We start from the raw sequence: 17245 nt of genomic DNA, 5'->3' as shown, positions 1-17245 counted from the left end.
TCATGTTTTGCGGCGGCAGTAATTTACGGATAAGGGCCGCTTTACGCTCAGGTGAATAGCTCGACATTACAGCTCTCTTTGACGCCCCCGATCTATCGTTTTGATAAATCAGCTCAGGCGACAACTAGCCTGACACCGGGGGTGGCAGCGACATTGCGCTTTTCCGGTGACGCCGCGCCGGAATACAGCACCGGGCAGGCGATGGAAGAACTGAAGAACATCGCCCGTCAACTCCCCGCCGGCTTCAGTCTGGAATGGGCCGGGCTGTCGCTTCAGGAGCAGCAGGCCAGCGATCAGGTGCCGCTGTTGATGGAGTTGTCATTGGTTGTGGTGTTGCTGGTCCTGGTTGTCGAAAGCTGGACCATTCCCTTTGCGGTATTGCTGATCGTGCCGGTCGGTATGTTCGGTGCAGTGGCTGCGGTGACGATCATGGGTATGCCCAATGACGTGTATTTCAAGGTGGGGCTGATCACGATCATCGGTCTCTTGGCAAAGAATGCGATTCTCATCGTCGAATTCGCCAAAGCGTTGCATGCTCAGGGCGCGCCCCTCGCACAGGCGGCGGCCCAGGCTCCACGCTTGCGGTTCCGCCCCATCATTATGACCTCGATGGCCTTTATTCTCGGCGTGGTCCCGCCTGGCGGTGGCCTCCGGGGCCGGTGCCGCCAGCCAACGGGCAATCGGTACCGGCGTGATCGGTGGCATGCTTGCGGCAACGCTGCTCGGTTCTTGTGGGTACCGGTGTTCTTTGTCTGGGTACTGTCCATGGCGAGTCGCTTGCGAACGCGCCGTGTCCTGTTCACCGAAACAATAATCGAGAAGGGTGAGTGATGACCGCAGCTAACGCCGCGCCGCTTTCACTAGATCGTTTCCCGTACTTCTTCCTGAATCCATTCCACGAACGCCTTGATCTCAGGCCTCTGCACGGCCTCCGGCCGAGTGACGACGTAATACGCAAATCTTGCTGGCCAAGGCTTGTCCATCACTTGCACAAGGCGGCCCGCAGCGATTTCCTCGCGCGCGTACTCCTGAGGTACTAAAGCCAGCCCCTGGCCGGCCTCTGCGGCGCGAATCAGCAGGAAATCATCTTCAAAGGCGGTACCCCGTTCGGCGCGCGGGTCTTTTGCAACGCCGTGTGCGGTGAGCCACAAGGACCAGTCTGCGCGATCGGAATCGTGCAGCAATGGGAAGTTCAGGCAATCCTCGGGCTCCATGAGTTCGGGGCTTGCGGCCACAAAGGCGGAACTTGCGACCGGCACCAGTATGGGCGCCATCAAGCGTGTGACATCCAGGCCAGGGTAGCTTCCCAACCCATGCCGCAGTGCGACATCGACCCGGTCCCGACGCATATCCACCACGGCGGAAGTCGCCTCGACGCGTACCTCAATGTGAGGATGCCGCAGGTTGAAACGGCCCAGCCGCGGCACCAGCCATGAGGCTGCGAACGTCGCGACTGTACTAACGGTCAGGGTTTGCCGGGATTTGATCTCCTCCAGGGACTGCAAGGCCACTTGCATTTGCTCGAAAGCCTGGAACAGCGCGGGATGAACGCTGGCCCCTGCTTCCGTAAGGCGCAAACCGCTCCTCTCTCGCGTAAAAAGCGCCATTCCGATTCGATCTTCCAGCAGTCGAATCTGTTGGCTGACCGCGCCTGACGTGACGCTCAAGGCTTCAGCGGCAGCTTTCATACTTCCTCGTTGGCCAACCTCAACGAAGGTTCTTAGTGCAAGAAGAGGCAGTGACGTTGCCATCGGCTTTAGTTTTCCTAAATGTGGTACGCAAAAATGATCGTTTCCGCTTACGAAGCGCCAACGCGATGATACATCGTGTTTAGAGGTACTAAGTTAATTTAGCAAAACTAAATCAAATGGGATGCACAATGAATAACCCTCGCTGGCGCCTTTGCCTGATATTGCTATGCACGACTCAATTCGTCGCACTGCTCGACTTTTCCATCACTATGATTCCGCTGCCGCAAATTCAGGAGAGCCTGGGCTTCACGCCTGGCGCCTTGCAGTGGGTGATCAACGCGTATGGTGTCGCCATTGCAGGTTTCCTTCTGCTGGGCGGGCGTGCTGCCGACATGTTTGGCCGTCGCCGTGTGTTCCTGATTGGCCTGGTGATTTTCACCCTCGGTTCGTTGCTCGGTGGTTTCTCGCAAACTCCCGCCATGCTGATCACCACCCGAGCCATGCAAGGCTTTGGCGCCGCTCTGTTTTCACCGGCAGCGTTTTCACTGCTGCTGGCACTGTTTCCCGACCAGGCATCGCGTAATCGAGCGCTGGGTGCCTGGACGGCGGTGGCGGCGAGTGGCTTTGTCGCGGGCCTGATTCTCGGGGGGGGCATTACCGATGTCCTGGGCTGGCGCTGGGTCCTTTGGATTAATGTACCGGTCGGTGTGCTGGTGATCGCATTGTCAGGTTACCTGCCGGCGGGCGAGCGTGACGTCGCCATGGCGGGCAGGCGCCTGGATATCGGCGGTGCCGTGTTGGTTGCCGGGGGCGCCGCGACGCTGGTGTTTGCGTTCGCCAACAGCGAGCACGTCGGACTTGCGTCTCCAGTCACCTTTGGGCTGGTTGCCCTGGCTTTGGGTTTGCTCGCCTTGTTCGTCTGGGTCGAAAGCAAGGTGGAATACCCGTTGATGCCTATCCCGATTTTCTGGCGACGCATGACCGGGGGCGCGAACCTGGTGTCGCTGCTCGCGAACACGGCACTGGGCCCGACGTTTGTCGTCGTGGCGTTGTACATGCAGGAAGTCCTCGGTTTTACCGCGACCCAGACGGGGTTGGGGCTGCTGCCGATGGCGATTGCCTTCACCCTCTCCAGTGCCTGGGTAGGCCCGAGCCTGATCGCCAAGGTTGATACCAAGCCGGTCATTCTGGGGGGCATGGCGTTGTTCGTCTGTGGTCTGGCCTTGCTCGGCCTGTGCTTGGCTGTAGATACCTCCTGGGCCGGCTCTATCCTTCCCGGCACGTTGCTGGCGGGCATTGGGTATGGCATCGCGTTTCCTGCCTGGACAGTGGCGGGTATTGAAGGCGTGGATGCCATCGACCATGGCTTGGCGGGAGGCATGCTGACCACGACCCAGGAGGTGGGTTCGGCAGTTGGCTTGGCCGTGGGGGTGGCGGTGAGCATCGCTGTTTTGGCGGGCGGTGGCACGGAAGTACAAGGCTTCAGCTACGCCATCCTGGTTTCCGCCTGCATGGTGGTGGTCGGCGCTGTATGTGCCGCACTCATCTTGCCCGGCAAGGTCCAAAGCGTGGCTGTCGCAACGTAAGCTCCCCCGTCAACCGCTGACCTGGCTCGCCCTCTGACGAGGGCGAGCTGCGGTAACGCGCCACAGCGACTGCCCAATCAGGCTGCCGGACCTTCCAGTTGTACTTTCCACGGCGGCACGAAGGCCAGATCGTCACGCGAAAACTCGGCTTCAAGCGCCAACAACCCTCGCTTCTTGTCCAGACCACCGCTGTAGCCGGTCAGGTGACCCGTGGCGGCGATTACGCGATGGCAGGGCACGATGATCGATATCGGATTGACCGCGTTGGCCGTGCCGATAGCACGAGCGGAGGAGGGCTTGCCCATTGCCTTTGCCAACTCGCCATACGTGGTAGTCGTTCCGTAGGGGATCTCCCTGAGCAACGCCCAAGCTTCTTTGAGAAACGCACTGCCAGCGGGGGCGAGCGGTATGTCGAATGTTTGGCGGGTACCGCAGAGGTATTCACGCAATTGCAGGCAAACCGCAGCGGCAGCCTGCTGATCCAGGATGGCGTCTCGGTATTCAGGCCTTTCGCTGAAATCGAGCCTTATCAGTGCACCATTTTGGTCAAGCAGCATGTGGATCATGCCCAGGCGGCTATCGAGATAGCCTTGGAACAGGCGCGTTTGGGCAATAGACATGTTAACGGTCTCCGGTTACGAGGCTGAGCAGGGGAGTGCCCGCCAGGCACTCCAGGTATCGAGCGCTTACCAGTGCTGAGGGAAGGGCAAAGGACCGCTACGTGAGGGGAACAGGGGCAGTACTTCTTCTGCCAGTTCCTGAAGAATCTCTTTTGCCGGGCGTTCCGCCATCTGGATGCCCAGTGCGGCGTGGTTAACGCCGGCGTCGCGCCATTCGCCAAGCAGCTCGATCAGCCCGTTACGCCCGGTCTTGAGTACATACCCGCCCCGTAGCGGCGTGCGCGGGAAGTCCGGGTCCACCGCCAAATCGATCCATTCATTGGTCATGTGCGGACGGAAACCACCGCTCGGGATGTTGGCGCGCCAGGTGCGGACTTTTTCCGCCAGGCGGCGCGGCCCCATGATGTTCTGGGTGGAATCGGGAAAGGTCAGCCAACCATCGGCCTGTTCGCCCAGCCATTGCATGGATTGCCGAGAAGAGCCGGTAACGATCAGCGGAATACGGCCTGTAACGGGCTTTGGCAGCAGTTGTGCTTCGCTCAGGTGGCCAAGCGGCGAATGGATCATCGGCGCTTTTACTTGCAGCAATTGCCGAAAGTAATCCACCGAATGGGCAAAGCGTTCACCGCGCTCGCTATGCTCGAGCCCATAGGCGGGGAACTCCACTGGGCGATCGCCTGATGCGATGCCCATCACCAGCCTTCCTCCCGACAGTTGGTCTATGGTCGCAGCGGCTTTGGCCAAGTCTATGGGGTGGCGTAGCGAGAAAATCGCGCTACCGGTCACAAGGCTGACCTGCTTGGTGCGTGCGGCAAGATAGGCAAGGTAAGTGAACGGATCAAACAACTGCCCCGCATCACCAAATGAAGGGTCGTACAGGGGGACATCGCGGACCCAGGTGGCGGCAAAGCCCAGCCGATCGATTTCACTGACTAAATCCGCCTGGCCGGTGAGTACCGACATATCACCTTCGTAAAACCGCAGCGGCAAGAAGATCCCCAGCGTCAGTTGGTGTTGCTCGAACATGCGGCGGTAGCCAGGGTGCCCGGCGAAAGTCGCGGCATCCGCTCCCCGGATCGATGAAGGCGCAATGTGCGTTACGTTTTCGTTCATACCAGTTCCTTGGTGGGTGGGGTTATGGGCCAGTCGCCGGGTGCGGCAGCGAAATGCCACGTTGCACGGCTGGACGCAGGGCGACGCGCTCATACCAGCCCGTCAGATGGCGATGCTGGCTGAAGTCGAAATGGATGATGCGGGCGATGTGCATCCAGCCGAAGGTGGCTATATCGGCGATCGAATATTCGTCGCCCGCCAGCCATGTGTGCTCTGCCAAGCGCTGATCGAGTGTGCTGAATGTCGATTCAGTCAATTCCCGATAGCGCGCGATGGTTGCCGGGTTTGTTGAGCTTTCGAATAACTCGAAATGCACGCGTTGGCCCAACAAGGGTCCCATGCTTGAGGTATGGAACATCAGCCAGGTGATTGCCGACCAGTGCGCCTGCGGTTCCTCGGGCAACAGGCGAGCTGTTTTCTGCGCCAGGTAAAGCAGGATGGCGGCAGACTCGAACAGGGTTATGCCTGTCGCAGTGTCCATCAGTACGGGGATTCGTCCATGCGGGTTGAGTTGGAGAAAGTCAGGTTGACGGTTCTCTCCCTGCTCAATATGGACGTGCTTCAAGGTGTAGGGGAGCGCCAATTCCTCCAAGGCAATGGTGATTTTGAAACCGTTGGGTGAGCTGTCGGTATAGAGAATGAGGTCAGGCGTTTTCGTCATTATTTTAACCTTGAAGAACCACGGACTAGTCGAGTTGCTAATAGTCATGGTAGTCAAGAAAAAACGGGTTTAGAAACGATGATTTTTATTTCGTGGCATTAGTATTTCTAAATCATGATCGGGTTTTCAAATTCATATAGAAAATAGTGCCTTTGAAAAACTGCAACGCACTAGAAACAAATAGTTACTATTTATTAGTGGCGTTGCCATGTCTTGTGTGCGGCGGTAGCGTGCTGAAAAAAACAAATAGTTAATTTCCGTTAAGTCCCCATTCGCGGGAAAAGAGTTTGCAAGTAAGAAGATGCCGTTAGTACCAGCATGGTGTGGGTGATATTCGAGCTTGCGCGTAGTGTAGTCGCCGTATTTTGGTGGGGCTTAAGTTGGGGTTAGAAAAACTAAATCATGAGGTTAGGTAAAATGATTATACATTTATAAACGCCAATGATAATTTTTTGAGGTTGCCGAAACTGCCCTGAAACAGTGAAGTGCTTTGGCGGTTAGAAGTCGAGACAAATAATAATAAGACGTATGTATCGTGATGAGTTGGGTAATGGCGGTCGCGTAAAATGACGTCGTCTGCTGATCATCTTTTGAAAGGAGTCGGAATGAGTATGCATGCACATTATGAGGTGATTGGCGTGGGCTTTGGCCCTTCCAATATCGCCATGGCAATTGCGGTTGAAGAGGAGTCGCCCAGCACGCGATGTCTGTTTCTCGAGAAGGCTGCATCCAGCCAGTGGCAAACAGGGTTGTTGTTAGCGAATTCGGATATTCAGAACCACCCGTTGCGTGACCTTGCAACGCCGCGTAATCCCAAAAGCCATTATTCGTTCACCAACTATTTGTTTGAACAAGGGCGTTTGTTCGAGCACCTGAATATGGGCTTGTATTATCCCTATCGCTACGAATACCGCGATTACATCAAATGGGCGGCGGAACACTTCGATGCGAGTGTCGAGTATTCAACCGCCGTTACCGAAGTCATCCTGCTCCCCGCCGGTGACGGGCCTGCGCGTTTTAAGGTGACTACCGATTCCGGAAAGGTCTTAACCTGCAACAATCTTGTTATGGCAACTGGGCGAACTTCCTACTTTCCGCCAGTGCTCAATGCGATCGCGCCGACCAGCCTGGTACATGGCGCGCATTTCAACTCGATCATTGACCGTATCGTGTCTGGCGAGATTCGCAGCGTGGCGGTAGTTGGCGGCAGCCAATCGGCAATTGAGATCATGCTCTACCTGTCCAGTACATTCCCGCAGGTTAGCGTGCATGGGGTTTCGCGCAAATTCGGCTACCGCATGAAAGACAGTTCGCCTTTCACCGGCCAAGTGTACTTTCCAAGTTTTGTAGACCTCTTCTACAACAGTTCGGCCGCGCACAAACAACGCCTTAAGGATGATCTTCATCTGACTAACTATGCGGCATCGGACGCCGATGTGCTGGACGAGTTGTACCGCGCTGTTTATCGAGATAAACACTTTGGGGACAACAAACTGACGATCCACAACTCAGTGGAAATCGCCAGCGCCGTCATGATTGGTTCGAAAGTTTCACTGGAGTTGGTCTCCGCACACAGCGATGAAGAGATTAAGTCGGTGGAAGTCGACCTGGTTGTGTCGGCAACCGGTTTTCGCGATTTCGGCCCCCTCGAACATCAGGAACTTCACCCCCCCTTGCTGAGTGCGCTCTACCCGCATATCGCCAAGCACGAACATGGGGAGATGCAGGTCGGGCGTGATTATCGGCTCGGGATTATCGGCGCCCCTTACGCCGGGCTTTACCTCAACGGGCTGTGTGAGTCCTCTCACGGTCTGGGGGACGCAGGTTCGCTGAGCCTGGTGTCAATCCGCGCGAAACAGATCATCGAATCCATACGTTGCCTGGGTGAACAGGCAGCCGCTGTCGCCCATCCCATGAAAGCAGAAGCCTAAGACATGAACACCATTAACGTGCAGACACCTATACCTGGCCCACGTTCGCGGCAAGCGCTGGATAAGCAGCTTGCACAGGAGTCGACTGCTGTCTCCTACCCCAAGCGCTTGCCGATTTCCTTGGCCAAAGGCCTCGGTTGCTATGTTCAAGACTTGGACGGCAACGTATTCATCGATTTCCTGGCGGGTGCCGGTTCCCTGCCACTGGGGCATTCCCATCCTGATCTGGTTGCCGAAGTCGTAGAGCAGGCCGGCACTCTGTGCCTGGGCCTGGACTTTCCGACCCCGGCCAAGGAGCGTTTTACCGATGCGCATTTGGGTATGTTGCCCGAGGCCATTCGCGGTGATTACCGCATACATTTTTGCGGCCCGACGGGGGCCGATGCGGTGGAGGCGGCCGTCAAACTGGCCAAGGCCGGTTCCGGTGCGGATGAAATCATCAGCTTTCGAGGTGGGTACCACGGTTGTACCAATGGTGCGCTGTCACTGACGGGCAACCGGGCGATGAAAAAAAATGTTCCGGGCAAGATGCCTGGCGTGCATTTCTTCCCCTTCGGCTCCACCTCGACGTCCCAGGCCAGTTCGGTGCTGAACGGGGCGCAGGTTGATGCCGCGCTGCTGCTGGAGTCGGCGTTGGAAGATGTCAATTCCGGCCTTGGTAATGTCGCCGCCGTCATCCTTGAGCTGGTTCAGGGGGAGGGCGGTGTTTATGTGGCTGACAAGGACTTCGTCCAGCGCATTTACCAGCTCACGCGGAAATTCGGCATTACGTTGATCATCGACGAAATCCAGACCGGCTGCGGGCGCACCGGCACCTGGTATGCCTTTGAACAATACGGCATTGAACCGGACATTTTCGTGACCTCCAAAGGTACCAGCGGCATTGGCCTGCCGAGTTCGCTGATGTTTTATAGAAAGAGCCTGGTGTCGTGGCCGTCGGGCAGCCATATCGGCACGTTTCGCGGTAATCAGTTGGCGTTTGTCGCAGGTGCCAAAGCCATCGAAGTGTTCCACCGCGATGCGGTATTGAACAACGTTCGCCTGCGTTCCGAGCAGATCGGAAAACGTCTTGGCGAGCTGCAGCGTGACTTTGCCATGTTGGGCGAGGTGCGTGGGCTGGGTCTGATGCTGGGCGTCGAAATTCTCAATCCGGTGACGGGAAAGGTCTGTGAGGCCACGGCCTCAAAGATTCAGCAGCGTGCCCTGCGTCTTGGTTTGATCACGGAGCTGGGCGGGCGTGACGATACGGTGCTGCGAGTGCTGCCGCCCTTGAATGTGAGTGAGCAGACCGTCACCGAGGCCTTGGGCGTGCTTGAGCACGTACTCACCGAGCTGATCAACGATAACGAAGGGGCAGGCCAATGACGGTTTTTCGCAAGATGAACTGGGGCGGCCTGGTCCACGAATATGACTTGGACGGTTCGCGACTATTGCCCTGGGAAGGCATGAAATCTCCATTTGGCGGTGCCTGGTGTGTTGTGCGTCCGGGGACGGAAAGCCGTCGTCACGCGCATGACGAATATGAGTTGTTTATAGTCATCGAGGGGTGTGCTGAAGTGCGCGTGGGGGAGCGTTCTCTCCTGGCGGAGAAAGGCGATCTGGTGCTACTGCCGCTCAACACCGAGCACTCGGTGAAAAACAGCAGCGAGTCGGATTTCCATTTCTACTCCATCTGGTGGGACAAGGAGAGTACCAACAACTTCCTCGTCTCGTTGGAGGATAAGTGATGACTGATACCTTCATCGTCACCATCACACCGCCTACACCCAATGGTGATTTGCACATCGGCCACATCGCGGGACCGTTTCTGGGGGCCGATATATTTACGCGCACCCAGAGGCTCAAAGGCGCTCAGTGTTACATGGTGTCCTACTCCGACGACTACCAGTCCTACCTGACACGCAAGGCGATGGAAAGCGACACCGATGCGGTCAACTTGGCCAAAGTCAACTCGGCCAAGATACAAGACTCGCTGCGCATGGCCGATATCCAGGTTGACCACTGGCTTGAGTCCTATGAAAACCGGCATTTCGAGGCCGCCACGCAGATGCTGTATGAGTCCACTCAGGCGCAGGGTTTGATCGAAGCCAAAACCTGCTTTGAACCCTACTGCGAGCACTGCGATGTGTGGGGGTATGAAGCGTTTGCCCGGGGTGGCTGTGACCACTGCGGTCATAGCTCGGACCCCAGCCAGTGTGAGTTTTGCGCAATGGCGCCGAATGTATTGGAGATGAGCGACCTGCAGTGCATGTTGTGCCACCAGCCGGTTGTGTTCAAACCTGTGGAGCGCCGGATGCTCAAGTTGCCGATGGTGGCGCAGGCCCTGCGTGAGCGGCTCGACAAAGCGCCCATGCGGCCAACGCTCCGGGCTTGGGTAAAAGAGGCTTATAACAACGGCTTGATCGACTGGGGCATAACCCGGCCGGGCGAGGCCGGGCTCAAGCTGTATGACGATGAGGCGCACCGGGTCCACACCTGGTTCATGGGGCAGGCGGGTTATTTCGCGGCGCTCAAGGAGTTGTCCGAGCACAACGAGCAGGCCCGGGATGCCTATGAGTTGTTGTTTCGTGACAGCACCCGGCTGGTCAACTTCTTGGGCATGGACTGCTCCTACAGCCATGTACTGGCTTACCCGGCGCAGGTGCTGTTGAACCCGCGTTTTCAGTTCAAGAATGCGTTCTATACCAACGCGTTTCTCAAGCTTGATGGGGTGGATTTCTCCACCAGCCGCGGCCACGCAATCTGGGCGCGTGACCTGGTCAGCGACGCCTGTGCAGACAGCGTACGTTTTTATGTTTCGCTGGTTGCACCGGAAGAACACACCGAAAACTTCGAGCCGGCGGCCTTCTGGACCTGGCGCCAGCACATCTTTGGGGTGTTGTTGCCCAAACTTGCTTCGGCGCTGTCGAGTGGGGCAAGCGTCGTTGGCAGCGAAGGTGTCGTGCTGTCTGAACTGGAAGGCAGCCTTGTCGAACAATGGCAGCAGAGCGCCCGGCATGACCAGTTCTCGATGAAGGGGATCGCTCTGGTACTGATGCAAATGCTGGTTGCCATCGAGGCTCAACTCGACGCCGGCAAGGTGCCGCGCAACCTTATCGCACTGTTCGCATTGTTGGGCGAGCCGACCCTGCCGAGCCTGAACAAGGCCCTGCAGCAGCAGCTGACGCAAACGGAACGCAGCGTGTTCGCAGCCTTGCTGAACCTGCGCCCCGCAGGCAAGGAGAGCACCGGTGAATAAGTCGGTTCGGGTCATCGTTATTGGTGGCGGCATCACGGGAGCCACGGTTGCCGCCAACCTTAGTGTTCAAGGTCAACAAGTGTCCCTGCTGGAAAAGCAAACGGTCGGCGGTAATGGTGCCACAAAGTATTCCGGCGCGTTATTTCGCCTTTTTGATCCCGACCCGGAGATCGCCAGGCTGACGCGCAATAGTGTCGAGTTGATGGAGACCAGTCGGGTGGGAGAAGTCTTCGCCCAGAGTCTGCGTCGTTGCGGGATTTTATATGCCTGTGAAAAAACTCAGCTTAACGATGACGCTATCTCCCGCTGCATCGCGCAACACAGCGACGCGTTATACGCCCTGGAGCGGGTAAGTCCGCAGGCGGCGTGCGAACTCAGCAATGGCTGTTATCCCAGCGACAACGTCCGAACGCTTCTGTATGAGCCCAAGGGCGGAGTAGGCGATATCCGCAAGACCGCACGCGACATGGCCCATCTGATCAGGTCCTATGGCAACTTGGTGCTTGAAAACGCGCATATCAATGCGATCAGCTCTACCGCTTCGGGCGTCACGGTGCGTTGCGGCAGCTATGTGCTGGAGGCCGATTACCTGGTATTGGCAGCTGGCGCATGGTCGCGACAGCTGGCTGACGAGTTGCCGATCGATACCCGAAGTATTCCGTTGGCCAGCCTGCGTGCCCGTCGCGAATCTCCAATCCCGATCATCGATACCGAAACCGGTACCCACGTGATTCCGTTGCAAGGTGGGTATTACCAGGCAGGCTCGAAGATTCGCGCCTCGGCTGTCGACCCGGAGTCCTTACGCTATGACACTGGCTTGATCGTCCCGGACATTCTGGGACGGCTCAAAGGGTCTGGACTGGAGCACACGGCGGCCGATGTCGTGACGGTGCTGGAGGGCTTCGACTCCTACACCGCCGATGGCCGGCCGGTAGTCGACTTTATTGACGTGCACAAGCGCTGCGTCGCAGCCACCGGCTTCTGCGGGATTGGCTACAAGGTCGCTTTGGCCGTGGCGGAGCGTGTGAAATACATGCTCTTGTCCGAAGAGATGGCGTGGAACTCGCCCTTCAGTGATAGCCGCCATCTCTTCGCCGCCGCGCGCTTTGACGCGCCGGAGACGGTGCAATGAACCGTCCGATACGTTGCGGCTTTGCCGCGATTCTTGACCCCGCCAGGTCCATGCACACGCAAACGGTCCTGCGTGCCTTGGATATCTACAAGGCATTGTTTGCACACGACACCATTGAGTTCATCTGCTGTGAGGATTTCGGCTCGGTAGAGGGGGGCGCGCATGCCGCCGATTTGCTGGTGTCACAAGGGGTCGACATTGTGGTGGGCCATTACGCCAGCAATTCCGCAATGGGCGCGGCGCCGTTTTATGCCGCGCATGCAGTCCCCGTCCTGCTACCTACGGCCACGGACACCCAGCTGACGCTGGATCGCAATAACATCTTCCGTTTGTGCCCCAACAACACGGATATCGTTAACGCGCTGTTGTCGTTCTTTTCGCCGGATGAGCCGTTCAATTTTGACGTATTCACCGATGAATCGTCCTATGCGCAAAACCTGGCCAGTACTCTGAAAAACACCTTGGCCGAGCGCTCTGCTCGCTCTGTGAATAAAACCGCAGTGACGTCCAATATCGTGTTCATAGGCACTGGAACGTGCAGCGAAATGTTCCTTGAAGCCTGTGAGCGCACAGCGATACCTGGCCCATTCATGCTGACCGACGACGCGGCCTGCCCACACTTCGTCATCCCCGGGTCAATGCGTGCAGGCCAGGTGCGCGGGGTCGGTTTCGCCTCGACTGCTCAGGTGAACCCAACGGCGCCGTGCGCGCAGGAATATGTGCGCCGCTATGGCGAGATGCCCGGAGTGTTCTTTCTGGAGACCATCGCCGCATTGGAGATCGTCAGCCATTTAACAGCGAAGTCCGAGGATTTCGTGGCCGATCTTAATGCCGGCTCATTTCTCACGTCGCTGGGAGAGTTGCGTTTCGTGCGCGGTGAACGGCAGCACGTGGATTTGTGCCTGTGGCGCAATGACGAAGCAAACCAGTTTCGCCCCGTCGAACTCATTAAACCGAACAAAGAGCCAATGACATGAATCACGCGTTGAAGTCGCCCAGCTACATTGACACCCTGTGTATCGGATTTGGCCCAGCCGGCCTAGCACTGGCGTGCGTATTCGATGAAGAACTCATCGCCAAGGGCAGCCAGGTCAAGCCCAGTTTCCTCGCCCTGGAGAAAGCGCAGACTTGTGCCTGGCACCCGAACCTGCTCTTGGCAAATACCGACATAAACCACCATGTCTATCGTGATCTGGTGACGCCGCGTAATCCACAGAGCCCTTACAGCTTTGCCATGTACCTCAAGGAAAAGGATCGCTTGTTCAAGTTCGGCCTGCTGGGGCGTCCCGCCAGCCGTTTCGAGTGGTCTGACTACATGGGCTGGGTTGCCGGCAAACTCGACGGATATGTACAGTACAACCGTGCGGTCACCGACATTACGCCGATCCTGGAAGAAGGCCGGTTGATTGGTTTCGAGGTCGTGGGTGAAGGTTTCACGTACCAGACGCGCAAGATCGTCCTTTCCAACGGCTCGTCGCCGCAAATACCCGAGGTGTATCACGCGCATCTTGGCAGTCATGTTTTTCATGCCAGCGAGTACCTTGACCGGCTGAAGGCGTTCGCGGGCGATATTCCCAAGCGCTGGCTGGTATTGGGCTCTGGGCAGAGCGCTGGCGAAGTGATTGCCGACTTGATCGGCAAAAAAGATGACATTCACATCGTGTCGCTGCATCGCTCCATCGGATTCAAGTTGGCGCAACTGGGTCAGTTTCCAAATCTGGTATTTCTCCCGGAAAACATTGAGTACTTCAAGGGGCTGGATAGCGCAGGGCGCAACCGGTTCTTCGACCATGTGAAAAGCACCAACTATTCCGGTATCGATGTGGACGAAAGCCAGCATCTGTATTCGGTCATCTACGAGGATGAGGTGGTGGGGCGCGAGCGTCTGAAGATGGAAGTCAACTCAGAGCTGTTGAGCCTGACGAAGTCGGCGCAGGGTTATCAGGTGATCCTGCGTGACAGCTTTACCGGCGCGCTGACCGAATACGAAGTGGATGCCATCGCTTTGGGGTCCGGTTACCAGCAGTCGGAAGTCCCGCCGTTGCTGGCGCAACTGGATGAGTTCCTGATGAAGGATGCCGACGGCAATCTTGTCGTTGATAAAGAATACAAAGTGAAGCTGCGCAACAGTGAACAGGCTGAAATATACGTCAACGGGCTTTCCGAGCGAACCCATGGCATCAGTGATTCACAGTCGTTCTCGGCTGTCGCATTCCGCGCCGGTGTCATCTTTGAATCGATGAAAGCCAATGCGGCTATTTCAGTCGATTACGCCATCTGATCCCCACGGAGCGCAGTTATGCCCAAGTCCATGTTGAATGCTGATACCAGCGGCGAAATCATTGCGTCATTTTTCCCCGAACAGCGTGAGCGCACGGAAATTTTCGGCTTCCTCAAAGGGGTTGTCGACAACTACGTCAGCGACATTTCCAGTATCGAGGTCAACCCATCAATGTCCAAAGCGGACATTGGGCAGATCCTCTCGCGCTACGATTTTGACGGCAGCCTGCCGGTGGCCTCGGTGCTGTCCGACGTGCTCAGCATGATGGAGCACGGTGTGGTGCATGTGACCAGTCCGAATTATTTTGGCCTGTTCAACCCCTCCACTTCCTTTTGGGGCGGGATCGCTGATTTCATCACCGCGTTGTACAACCCTCAGTTGGCTGTGTGGAGTCATGCACCTGCGTGTGTGGATATAGAAGATAAGTTGATCCGCTACCTCGCGGGGTTGGCGGGGTTCGACCAGCGCTCGAGTGGAGGCGCATTTACCACCGGCGGAGCAGAGGCCAATTGCACGGCGTTGATTTGCGCGATGACTCAAAAGATCCCCGGTTTCGCCAAGCTTGGTTTGCATGCCCAGGCCCGAAAGCCGGTGTTCTACATCTCTGCCGACAGTCACCTAGCGTGGCTGAAGATTGCCTTGCAATGCGGGCTGGGCCATGACGCGGTGCGGCTGATCGCGGTCGACACGGCGGGCAAGATGGATACCGATCGCCTCAGAACTGCGGTGCTCGAAGATCAGGCCAGTGGCCTGCTGCCATTTATGGTGGTCGGGACTGCCGGCACCACAAACGCAGGTGTCATTGACCCGCTGCAGGCGTTGGCCGAAGTGGCCAGGGACAACGGGTTGTACTTCCATGTAGATGCGGCCTGGGCGGGCGCGATCCTGCTAAGTGATCGCCATGCACCTTTGCTTGCAGGTATCGCCAAGGCGGACTCGATCACGCTGGATGCGCACAAGTGGCTGACCGCCCCCATGGGGACAGGCATATTCATTTGTGCCGACAAACAAATCCTGTGCGAGCCCTTCGCGGTCACGACCAACTATATGCCGGCAGGAGATGAAATAAACGCTGACCCCTATGTCAACTCCATTCAATGGTCACGCCGTTTCAATGGTCTTCGATTGTTCATACCGCTGGCGATTCTCGGGCGCGAGGGCTTCAGCCGGATGATTGACTATCAAGTGGAATTGGGTACCTACCTGAAAACGTCTTTGGAACAGCACGGCTGGGTGGCGGTGAACAGCACTGAGTTGCCGGTTATTTGCTTTCGAGATGGAGGTAATCGTGAGGTGGGCCCGATTCTTACACAGGCGTTAAAGTCCAATAAAGTCTGGTTGTCATCAACGTTGTTCGCGGGGAATAACGTGTTGCGCACGTGCGTGACAAGTTACCGTTCGGGCACCGCAGATGTTGATTACCTGGTGTCGGTATTGAATGAGGCGCGTGCAACGCTCTACCCGATGCAGTGAACCTGGCTGGCGTGCTTACCTATGAGCACGCCAGCATCGCCTTTGCGATGATTCATCCCTTTATCATGGCATTCCATACAGTGCCTGGCGTGGCAAAAATTCAACTCTGTTTATCGCAGGCATTGATTAAGTCATGTTTGCTATATCCAAGACCGTCTGTTTTCCAATGCGCGAGCGTTGGCCGTTGAATGTAGACGCCTCCCTGTGGTTGCCGTGTGCTGCGCAATGCACTATGAAGCATTTTTCTAAGTCCTGGCATTAGAAAAAAACACAATTGTAAATTATTCAAAGCGCCTTATGCTCTATAAACGTTTTGCACGTCGCGGTGATTGTTGCAGGGCCATTGAGCGGTATAAAAACCAGCGAAGAATTCTAAACTCTGAGGTTAGTAAAAATTCCAGTCATGCCTAAGTCCTCCATCCCGTTACTTGCACTTCGCGCTTTCGTCGAAGTTGGGCACTATGGCAGTGTTAAAGCGGCTGCCAAAGTATTGAATGTAACACCGGGCGCCGTCAGCCAACATATCCGTTTACTGGAAGAGCGGGTCGGGGCGTTGTTGCTCATCCGTGAACCGCATGGTGTGCGTATGACTGAAGCGGGCGAAAACGCACATTCGCTGCTGTTCGAGGCATTTGCACAAATCGAAAAGGTTGTTGATACCCTTAAAGGCGCCAGCAATCAGGTGGTGCTGACCGTTAGCACGGTGCCGGCATTTGCAGCGACCTGGTTAGTCCCGCGGCTGGGAGGTTTTACCCGCGAATATCCGGAGATCGAAGTCCGGATCGAAACGACCGCCTGCTTGGTGGACTTACGCCGAGACCGGGTCGATGTAGCGTTGCGTCATGGGCTGGGCCACTACCCTGACCTGCAGGTCACCAAGCTGATAACGCCGGTGCTTGTGCCGGTTGCCAGCCCGAGCCTGATCGCCCACAGAAGCCCGCTGCACACCCCGCAGGATTGCCTTGATTACCCGCTGTTGCATGATTCTGATCGCGCTGATTGGGCGCTTTGGCTCAGTGCACACGGCGTCTCAACTGACCCTCGGGCGGAACGAGGCTCCAGTTTCGAAGATGATGCGTTACTTATTCGTGCTGCCGAATCCGGGCAGGGGCTGGCGCTAGTGCCCGAACTGCATGCGCAATCAGAGATAAATTCGGGACGGCTGGTAAAGGTGTTGGATAAACCCTGGCCTGCGGTGTTTTCTTATTACATCGTCAGCAGGAAGGAAACGATTTATCGTCCGGAGGTCAGGGCGTTTACAGAATGGTTACTTAACGAAGCTCGAAACGGTGACATGGAATACGTAGGGCAGGGCGAGGTGAATTTGTAGCAGCGCCGGAGGCGTTTGAGCCGCTCCAGGCGACATTGGCCGTAACGACATTTGAAGTGACTTTCAATTTTCCATTGAAGGTCTATGAGCCCCTCGCGGATGGCTATCGCAGCGGGTGTTTAATTACGCTGGATATCTCCTCACACCTGCGGTGGATATCAAGATGGCACTTAAAACCCTTATTACCTT

General features: G+C 56.7%; 14 protein-coding genes and 1 pseudogene. 11 read left to right on the top strand and 4 right to left on the bottom strand.

Going from position 1 to position 17245, the window contains the following annotated elements:
• Positions 1-150: 150 nt before the first annotated feature.
• Positions 151-831: pseudogene (locus tag AACY42_RS20110) on the top strand (efflux RND transporter permease subunit); the annotation flags it as partial.
• Between the two features lie 29 nt (positions 832-860).
• On the opposite strand, the gene AACY42_RS20105 reads toward AACY42_RS20110, so the two are convergent.
• Positions 861-1751, bottom strand: coding sequence for a LysR substrate-binding domain-containing protein (locus AACY42_RS20105; RefSeq protein WP_339481849.1), 891 nt, complete (start codon positions 1749-1751; stop codon positions 861-863).
• A gap of 128 nt (positions 1752-1879) precedes the next feature.
• Here AACY42_RS20105 and AACY42_RS20100 point away from each other — a divergent pair, with 128 nt between their 5' ends.
• Positions 1880-3277 (top strand): MFS transporter, encoded by a 1398-nt coding sequence (locus tag AACY42_RS20100; RefSeq protein WP_339481848.1) that lies wholly within the window; start codon positions 1880-1882, stop codon positions 3275-3277.
• Between the two features lie 77 nt (positions 3278-3354).
• On the opposite strand, the gene AACY42_RS20095 is transcribed toward AACY42_RS20100, so the two are convergent.
• The 3 genes from AACY42_RS20095 to AACY42_RS20085 all read right to left on the bottom strand — a co-directional run bounded on the left by AACY42_RS20095 (position 3355) and on the right by AACY42_RS20085 (position 5671).
• Positions 3355-3897: a methylated-DNA--[protein]-cysteine S-methyltransferase gene (locus tag AACY42_RS20095; protein ID WP_339481846.1), complete on the bottom strand. Its 543-nt coding sequence runs from the start codon at positions 3895-3897 to the stop codon at positions 3355-3357.
• Between the two features lie 66 nt (positions 3898-3963).
• A complete protein-coding gene (locus AACY42_RS20090; RefSeq protein WP_339481845.1) occupies positions 3964-5010 on the bottom strand; it encodes an LLM class oxidoreductase in 1047 nt (348 codons plus the stop codon).
• Between the two features lie 22 nt (positions 5011-5032).
• On the bottom strand, positions 5033-5671 hold the full coding sequence (locus tag AACY42_RS20085) for a glutathione S-transferase family protein (protein WP_339481844.1): 639 nt from the start codon (positions 5669-5671) through the stop codon (positions 5033-5035).
• 605 nt (positions 5672-6276) lie between these two features.
• Here AACY42_RS20085 and AACY42_RS20080 point away from each other — a divergent pair.
• The 9 genes from AACY42_RS20080 (at position 6277) to AACY42_RS20040 (ending at position 17056) form a co-directional block, all read left to right on the top strand.
• A complete protein-coding gene (locus AACY42_RS20080; RefSeq protein ID WP_339481843.1) occupies positions 6277-7602 on the top strand; it encodes a SidA/IucD/PvdA family monooxygenase in 1326 nt (441 codons plus the stop codon).
• 3 nt (positions 7603-7605) lie between these two features.
• Positions 7606-8967: an aspartate aminotransferase family protein gene (locus AACY42_RS20075; protein ID WP_339481842.1), complete on the top strand. Its 1362-nt coding sequence runs from the start codon at positions 7606-7608 to the stop codon at positions 8965-8967.
• On the top strand, positions 8964-9329 hold the full coding sequence (locus tag AACY42_RS20070; protein ID WP_339481841.1) for a cupin domain-containing protein: 366 nt from the start codon (positions 8964-8966) through the stop codon (positions 9327-9329). The genes AACY42_RS20075 and AACY42_RS20070 overlap by 4 nt, the downstream gene beginning before the upstream one ends.
• Positions 9329-10840, top strand: a complete 1512-nt coding sequence (locus AACY42_RS20065) for a methionine--tRNA ligase (protein WP_339481839.1) — start codon at positions 9329-9331, stop codon at positions 10838-10840. The genes AACY42_RS20070 and AACY42_RS20065 overlap by 1 nt, the downstream gene beginning before the upstream one ends.
• Entirely contained in the window at positions 10833-11972 is a 1140-nt protein-coding gene (locus AACY42_RS20060) for an NAD(P)/FAD-dependent oxidoreductase (protein ID WP_339481837.1), read from the top strand. Before AACY42_RS20065 ends, AACY42_RS20060 begins: the two co-directional genes overlap by 8 nt.
• Entirely contained in the window at positions 11969-12949 is a 981-nt protein-coding gene (locus AACY42_RS20055; protein ID WP_339481836.1) for an ABC transporter substrate-binding protein, read from the top strand. Before AACY42_RS20060 ends, AACY42_RS20055 begins: the two co-directional genes overlap by 4 nt.
• Positions 12946-14253 (top strand): SidA/IucD/PvdA family monooxygenase, encoded by a 1308-nt coding sequence (locus AACY42_RS20050; RefSeq protein WP_339481835.1) that lies wholly within the window; start codon positions 12946-12948, stop codon positions 14251-14253. Before AACY42_RS20055 ends, AACY42_RS20050 begins: the two co-directional genes overlap by 4 nt.
• Positions 14254-14271: 18 nt before the next feature.
• Positions 14272-15726 carry a pyridoxal phosphate-dependent decarboxylase family protein gene (locus AACY42_RS20045; protein ID WP_339481834.1) on the top strand — a complete coding sequence of 485 codons (1455 nt, stop codon included), beginning with the start codon at positions 14272-14274 and terminating at the stop codon, positions 15724-15726.
• Between the two features lie 403 nt (positions 15727-16129).
• Positions 16130-17056 (top strand): LysR substrate-binding domain-containing protein, encoded by a 927-nt coding sequence (locus AACY42_RS20040; protein ID WP_339481833.1) that lies wholly within the window; start codon positions 16130-16132, stop codon positions 17054-17056.
• Positions 17057-17245: the final 189 nt, after the last annotated feature.

It is taken from the genome of Pseudomonas sp. RL_5y_Pfl2_73, from assembly GCF_963970515.1.
Classification (GTDB): Bacteria; Pseudomonadota; Gammaproteobacteria; order Pseudomonadales; family Pseudomonadaceae; genus Aquipseudomonas.
The sequence above is the reverse complement of the archived record's forward strand: the minus strand, read 5'-3'. Positions and strand labels throughout refer to the sequence as shown.

What these genes read in the sequence shown, in the direction of transcription:
- AACY42_RS20105 (WP_339481849.1), bottom strand. Translation starts at nt 1,751, where the DNA reads ATGGCAACGTCACTGCCTCTTCTTGCACTAAGAACCTTCGTTGAGGTT.
- AACY42_RS20100 (WP_339481848.1), top strand. Translation starts at nt 1,880, where the DNA reads ATGAATAACCCTCGCTGGCGCCTTTGCCTGATATTGCTATGCACGACT.
- AACY42_RS20095 (WP_339481846.1), bottom strand. Translation starts at nt 3,897, where the DNA reads ATGTCTATTGCCCAAACGCGCCTGTTCCAAGGCTATCTCGATAGCCGC.
- AACY42_RS20090 (WP_339481845.1), bottom strand. Translation starts at nt 5,010, where the DNA reads ATGAACGAAAACGTAACGCACATTGCGCCTTCATCGATCCGGGGAGCG.
- AACY42_RS20085 (WP_339481844.1), bottom strand. Translation starts at nt 5,671, where the DNA reads ATGACGAAAACGCCTGACCTCATTCTCTATACCGACAGCTCACCCAAC.
- AACY42_RS20080 (WP_339481843.1), top strand. Translation starts at nt 6,277, where the DNA reads ATGAGTATGCATGCACATTATGAGGTGATTGGCGTGGGCTTTGGCCCT.
- AACY42_RS20075 (WP_339481842.1), top strand. Translation starts at nt 7,606, where the DNA reads ATGAACACCATTAACGTGCAGACACCTATACCTGGCCCACGTTCGCGG.
- AACY42_RS20070 (WP_339481841.1), top strand. Translation starts at nt 8,964, where the DNA reads ATGACGGTTTTTCGCAAGATGAACTGGGGCGGCCTGGTCCACGAATAT.
- AACY42_RS20065 (WP_339481839.1), top strand. Translation starts at nt 9,329, where the DNA reads ATGACTGATACCTTCATCGTCACCATCACACCGCCTACACCCAATGGT.
- AACY42_RS20055 (WP_339481836.1), top strand. Translation starts at nt 11,969, where the DNA reads ATGAACCGTCCGATACGTTGCGGCTTTGCCGCGATTCTTGACCCCGCC.
- AACY42_RS20050 (WP_339481835.1), top strand. Translation starts at nt 12,946, where the DNA reads ATGAATCACGCGTTGAAGTCGCCCAGCTACATTGACACCCTGTGTATC.
- AACY42_RS20045 (WP_339481834.1), top strand. Translation starts at nt 14,272, where the DNA reads ATGCCCAAGTCCATGTTGAATGCTGATACCAGCGGCGAAATCATTGCG.
- AACY42_RS20040 (WP_339481833.1), top strand. Translation starts at nt 16,130, where the DNA reads ATGCCTAAGTCCTCCATCCCGTTACTTGCACTTCGCGCTTTCGTCGAA.